General features: G+C 70.9%; 3 protein-coding genes and 1 pseudogene. 2 read left to right on the top strand and 2 right to left on the bottom strand.

Features of this window, described 5'->3' with window-relative positions:
* The first annotated feature begins 201 nt into the window (after nucleotides 1-201).
* Nucleotides 202-1,389: a hypothetical protein gene (locus tag ACH442_RS46840; RefSeq protein ID WP_396344700.1), complete on the top strand. Its 1,188-nt coding sequence runs from the start codon at nucleotides 202-204 to the stop codon at nucleotides 1,387-1,389.
* Nucleotides 1,390-1,711: 322 nt separating this feature from the next.
* On the opposite strand, the gene ACH442_RS46835 is transcribed toward ACH442_RS46840, so the two are convergent.
* Together ACH442_RS46835 and ACH442_RS46830 are read right to left on the bottom strand one after the other, a co-directional pair.
* A complete protein-coding gene (locus ACH442_RS46835; RefSeq protein ID WP_396344699.1) occupies nucleotides 1,712-3,442 on the bottom strand; it encodes a metallophosphoesterase in 1,731 nt (576 codons plus the stop codon).
* Between the two features lie 75 nt (nucleotides 3,443-3,517).
* Nucleotides 3,518-4,978: an aldehyde dehydrogenase family protein gene (locus ACH442_RS46830; RefSeq protein ID WP_396344698.1), complete on the bottom strand. Its 1,461-nt coding sequence runs from the start codon at nucleotides 4,976-4,978 to the stop codon at nucleotides 3,518-3,520.
* 728 nt (nucleotides 4,979-5,706) lie between these two features.
* Here ACH442_RS46830 and ACH442_RS46825 point away from each other — a divergent pair.
* Nucleotides 5,707-5,954, top strand: a pseudogene (locus ACH442_RS46825) (sugar ABC transporter substrate-binding protein); the annotation flags it as partial.

Below are 5,954 nucleotides of genomic sequence, written 5' to 3'. Positions count from 1 at the left end.
CCCCGGCCGCGACCGGCTGGTGGTCCCCTGAGGTTGTTGCGCCCGCGGGGGCGTTGGGGGGGGCGCCGGCGGGGGGGGGGGCGCCGGCCGGTGCGTCCGTCACTTGATTGCGGCCGGCGCCCCGCCCTACCTCGTGCCGTGATTCGTCCCGTGAGCCGTTCGCGCTGTTCGCTATTTCGCTTTCGCTAGGAGTGGGTATCGATGGAAGCCGTGCGACGCCGCCGTTCAGCAGCGCTGCTGCTGGCCGCCGGCCTGCTGATGACCGCCGCGGCGGCCTGCACCGGCGAGGGCACACCGGAGGGGCTGCCGACGAACCGCCCGTCGGCGGAACGCACCGTGGAACGGACCACCGAGGCGACACCCACCGAGGACGAGACCACCTCCGAGCCGGAGGCCACCCGCACCCGCGAGACCCGCACCGCGGACCCGACGAAGGACCCGACGAAGGAACCGACGAAGGAACCGACGAAGACGCAGGAGCCCACCAAGGAGCCGACGAAGACGCAGGAACCGGAGAAGACCGAGGAACCGGCCAAGGCCGCCACCTCCACCTCGGCCGTGGCGGTGGTGCCCGCCTCCACGGAGGACGACACCCTGCTCGGCCCGTGGGGCTGGCTGCTCCTGATCGGCCTGTTCACCGGCCTGGTGGCGCTGCTCCTGACCAACCGCAACCGCAAGGTCGCCACCTGGGACGCCGAGGCCCGCGGCCTGGCCGGCGAGACCCGTACCGTCCTGGGCCTGCGCCTCCCGCCGATCCTCACCACGACCGACGCCGCCCGGCGTGGACTGGCGTGGCCCCCGGTCCGCGACGACCTCGCCACGCTGGAGGCCCGCTGGGCCGCCCTCCTGGAGACCACGCCGGACAACGAGCGCCAGGCCTACGCGAGCCAGCTCGCCGGAATCCTCCGAGATCTGATCAACGCGGTCGACGCGGAGAACGAGGCCCTCGCCGCCGGCCGCCAGTGGCAGCTGCTGCGGCCGCGCCTGGACGCCATCATCGCTGCGCTCACCGCGGCCCTGGAACCGCCGGCGTCCACGGTCGTCACCGGCGCGCAGGTCGATTCCGGCCCGGCGACGGCTCCGGCCGCCGCTACCGGAGCCACCGGCGGCTATGCCACCGAAGCCGGTAACCCGGGCGCCGGATCAGCCGGCACCGTCCCCCGTCCGGCTGCTCCGGCTCCACCTCCGGGGCCCGCGGGTTCCGGCTCCGCTCCCGGCACTGCGCCCGGTCCCGGCGATCTCGGTCCGCCGCCCGTCAACGAGTACGGCGAACCGGTCGACGACGACTTCGACGACCCCTTCTACAGCGACCCTCGCTACCCGTCCGACCCGGACGACCCCTCGCCGGACGACCGCTCGCCGAACGGCCGCTCGCCGAACGGCCGCTGACGATAGGTTTCCTGCACCGCAGGAGTGTCCGAGCCGTCCGGCAGCGGAGCCGGGTCCGGTTCATCGACTCGGCGGCCCTCAGTGCCCTGATCTGCGGCTACCTGGCCGCCGAACGAGCCGGTCTCCCGTTCCGCCTGACCGGCGCCCTGGGCATAGTGCGCCGCGTGATCACCGCGATCGGCCTCGACCACCTCCTGGACCCGTCACCACGCTGACCCCGGACCCCCGGCCGTCCACCGGCGCTCCCGCTCATCCCCGGCACCGCTGCCACCGTCGTCGCCGCGACCGTCGCCACCGCGATGCCGAGCCAGAAGGGAACTCGTCAGGCGGCCGGCGGCGCGGGCTTCGGTGACAGGACGATCGGATCGCTGATCAGGTGGGCGTGCAGCCGCTCCGCCGGGACCAGCCACGACGAGTGCGGGTCACCCGCCGGATTCGGCCGCCACTTCCGAGCCGCCCGGCGCACTCCCAGCGGATAGATGGTCAGCGTCCCGTCCGCCGCGACGTGCATGCGCAGGAACGACTTGGAGTCGATGATGCCCTGCGCCGAGAACAGTTCGTTCAGGTTGACCCCGAACCGCGCACCGAACAGCAGGTAGACCGCCGTCAACTCGGTCGCCGCGAGTCCGGCGACCACCCCGTAGATCCCCACCGTCGCCACCAGCGACCACGGCCACGGCCAGTCGTGCAGCGGCAGTTCCCACCACGCCCAGGTGAGCAGCGCCGCCAGCCCCAGTTGGGCCACCCCGTGCAGGGTGCCGAGCACCTGCCGCCTGGTCCGGCCCAGTTCCGAGTCGCTCAGGTGCGCGAACGCGTACGTTCCGGCCATCACCGCGGCGACCAGGATGACGAGCGGCACCAGCGCGAACTTCTGCAGGGGACTGCCGAAGTCGCTGCCGATCACGCCACTGACGGCGAGCAGGATGGCGGTGTGCACGGCCCCCACCATCGCGATGAAGCTCGGATTGTGCTTGGGCAGCCGCGCGAAGATACTCGCCGCGTACGCCTGGGAAAGTCTTTTGCCCGGAAAACGCGAGGCGAGCGTGTACGTCTCCCGGGGCGACGTGGTCGGCAACGGTGGTGGTGGCACCTGAATGGTCTCGGGCAGCTGATGTGTCGGGTAGAGGTAGGCGCCGCCGCCCCCGCACGTGATCAGTTCTCGTTCCGGGCTGCTGTAGCGCGCGTAGTGGTGCCAGTCCCCGGAGAGCATGAGGCGCACGGTGGCATCGGTCGGGGCGATGACCGTACGAAGGAAATAGTCCAACGACTCGTAGACCACCGAGTGGTCGGCACCCTGCACCCACGTCGGGCTGGCCGAGGCGACGATCACCTTCGTGTCCGGCCCGAAACCGGTCGCCACCCGTTTGAAATACTCCAACTGCGGGTCGTCGATGTAGGTGGATGCCTGGTCGTCGAGGGCGAGCAGCCACCAGCCGCCGGGAAGCTCCACCGCGAAGTAGGAGCGGTTCTGCGGAAGGTGCCAGCCCCCGATCTCGGTACGGCGGGTGCCGGTGAACAATCGCAGGAACGCCGTCAGCCCGTCGTACCAGTCGTGGTTGCCGGGCAGCGCGTACATCCGCGGCGTCTCCTCGCCCGCGGGCACCGAGGGCAGTGCCGCGCGGTACGGCCCGATCAGCCGGTTCTCGTAACGCTCCGTGCTGGGCGTCGGGTAGACCTCGTCGCCGCCGAGCACCAGCGCCCGCCCGCGCGGCAGAACGTGCTCACCGACCGTGAGTTGTGGCTGCGCGAGCAGGTAGGCGACCGAGTAGGTGGCGTCGAACCCGTCCCCGAGGTCGGCCACGAAGTCGATCCAGGCGTCCCCGTCCGGCCCGATCTCCCGGTCCACCTCGTCCGGAAATGATCCCTGCAGCTCGCGCTTGTCGAGGTAGCTGCCCTGGATCGAGGAGAGCGCCACCCGTAGCCCCGTCCCGGCCAGTTGCACCGGCGACAGCCATGCCACCGGCTCAGCCGGGGTGAACCCGAGCTGGGCCGGCGTCATGTCTCGCGGCCGGTGCGGGGGCATCGAAGCGTCGTTCTCGGACTCGTTGGCCATCAGTCGTCCCTCCCGGAGTGCCGGGAGGAGGTTAAGTCATCCCGGCGGGACGACCACCTCGCGGCCCCGGCCCGCTCAGAACGGATAGGTGGGAGCCTGTCCGCGAACGGTCACCCACCGCGTCTCCGTGAACGCGTCCACGTTGGCCCCCGCCCCGCCGAACCGTGACCCGGTGCCGGATGCCGCGACGCCCCCGAACGGCGCGTTCGCCTCGTCATTGACGGTCTGGTCGTTGATGTGCACGATGCCGGTCGGCAGCCGGTCGGCCAGGGCGAGTCCGCGCATCACGTCCTTGGTGACGATGCCGAGCGACAGACCGTACTCACTGTCGGCGGCGAGCCGGGCCGCGTCGTCGGCGGTGGCGAAACGCGCCACCGGTGCCACCGGGCCGAAAATCTCCTGCGCGAACGCCGGCGTCTCCGGTGTCGCGTCGGCGAGCACCGTCGCGCCGTAGAAAAGGTCCGAGTAGGTGCCGCCGGCGGCGAGCCGCGCACCGGCCGCGGTGCTCGCCTCGACCAGCGCGTGGATCTTGTCGCGCTGCCCGGCGTCGATCACCGGGCCGAGCGCCACCTGGTCCCGGGCCGGATCGCCGACGGGAAGTTTCGCCGCCTTGGCCGCGAGCCGCTCCACGAAGTCGTCGTAGACGCGCTCGTGGACCAGGTGCCGACCGGTCGTCATGCAGATCTGTCCCTGGTGGAAGAAGCCACCCCATGCGGCCAGGTTCACGGCCTCGTCGACGTCGGCGTCGTCGAGCACGATCAGCGCCGAGTTGCCACCGAGCTCCAGGTGGGCGCGCTTGAGGTGTTTGCCGGCCAGTTCACCGACGCGGCGCCCGGCCGCCGTCGAGCCGGTGAAAGAAATGACCCGGATCAGCGGGTGGGTGACGATGGCCTCGCCGACGTCGGCCCCGCCGGGCAGGACCTGCAGCAGCCCCGCCGGCAGGCCGGCCTCCTCGAAGATCCGGGCCATGGTGACGCCACCGGTCACCGCGGTGCGCGGGTCCGGTTTGAGGATCACCGCGTTGCCCAGCGCCAGGGCCGGGGCCACCGAGCGGATGCCGAGGATGATCGGCACGTTGAACGGGGAGATGACGCCGACGACCCCCACCGGCTCGCGGCGGGCCATCGACAGCCGCGGTTGCTCGCTCGGCAGAAGTTCCCCGTACGGTCGTCCGGGCAGCCCGGCGGCCTCGTAACACTCCTGCTCGGCCACGTGCACCGCGAACCCGGCCATCCCGGGCACCGCGCCGACCTCGCGGACGTTCCACCAGGAGACGTCGTCGGCGTGCTGGGCCCACAGCGCCCCGGCCCGGCGCAGCACCGCGGCCCGCTCGGTGTGCGGTGCGGCCGCCCACGCGCGTTGCGCCTGCGCGGCGGTCTCGGCCGCCCGGGCGACGTCGTCCGGCCCGGCGATCCCGATGCGGCCGAGCGTCTGCCCGGTCGCCGGTTCGACGACGTCGCGCACACCACCCGAGCCGGTCACCCAGGAGCCGCCGGCGTAGATCTTGCCCTGCCAGTCTGACGAGTCGAGAAACACCGTGACGTCCTTCCACCCGGCCGTTGCGTATGGCCGACTGTAGGACTTTTGTTGCTCGTACAACAACCGGTTGTTTCAAAAAAGTGAACTACGCCCGGCGAGAACCCCCACCGCAAGCGCGACCGCTGAAACCCGGTCGTCGCCTGCGCCGCCGCCCGGGGACCGGATAGGTATTCACCTCTCTTCGCTGTGCGGCGAACACGCATTCCAGGGGCGGGGAAACGCCGGCCGCCACAGCTGTGCGGCAAGCAATCGCTCGGTGTGCTCCCATGATCCGGCTTGCATTCTCGGGTCGTCACCGGGTGCAGTCGGCTGGATCCGCCGCGTGAGTCGCCGACGGTGGCAACCGCCGCTGCGCCCCGCGAGCGCCGGATCCGTCGCCGGCCCGGTGATGAGCGCCGCGGTGGTCCGTGCCTCGAACGCGTGCGGCCCGGCGTTGTTGATCAGCACGTCGATCCGTTCGTGACGGTCGGCGACCTCACCCGCCTCGTCGACCTGCTGGGCCGCCTGGCCGCCGAGCCGTGAGCCGTAGGGCCGGCCGCCGGCCGCTCCGATCGGCCCGTGCCCACCGTGCTCGGTGAAAGGCTTTAAGCCGCAAGATCAACTGGCGGTAGTGACTGTTGACACTCCTGCCACCAGGACGTAACGTGAGCGCATTCACAGCGTGAAACGTTTCAGAATAGACGATTCGGCCCCCTTTTCTCACCTACTTCACCCTTGAGGAATCCATGCGCGCCAATGTGAAGATCGCCGTCGCCATGGCGACCGCTGCGACTCTCGCCCTGACCGGTTGCACGAAGAAGAACAACACCGACACTGCTTCCAGCAGCACGGGCGACAAGAAGACGTACAAGGTCGCCTTCGTTCCGAAGTTGCAGGGCGTGCCCTATTTCGAGGCGATGAACGCCGGCGGTAAGGCCGCGGCGGCGGCGCTCGGCAACGTCGAGTGGCTGTACCAGGGTCCGACGCAGGCGGA

Origin of the sequence: Actinoplanes sp. NPDC020271, from assembly GCF_044388125.1 — a bacterium.
In the GTDB taxonomy this organism is placed as follows: domain Bacteria; phylum Actinomycetota; class Actinomycetes; order Mycobacteriales; family Micromonosporaceae; genus Actinoplanes.
This window is presented reverse-complemented; position numbering and strand designations above follow the sequence as displayed.

What these genes read in the sequence shown, in the direction of transcription:
- ACH442_RS46840 (WP_396344700.1), top strand. Translation starts at nt 202, where the DNA reads ATGGAAGCCGTGCGACGCCGCCGTTCAGCAGCGCTGCTGCTGGCCGCC.
- ACH442_RS46835 (WP_396344699.1), bottom strand. Translation starts at nt 3,442, where the DNA reads ATGGCCAACGAGTCCGAGAACGACGCTTCGATGCCCCCGCACCGGCCG.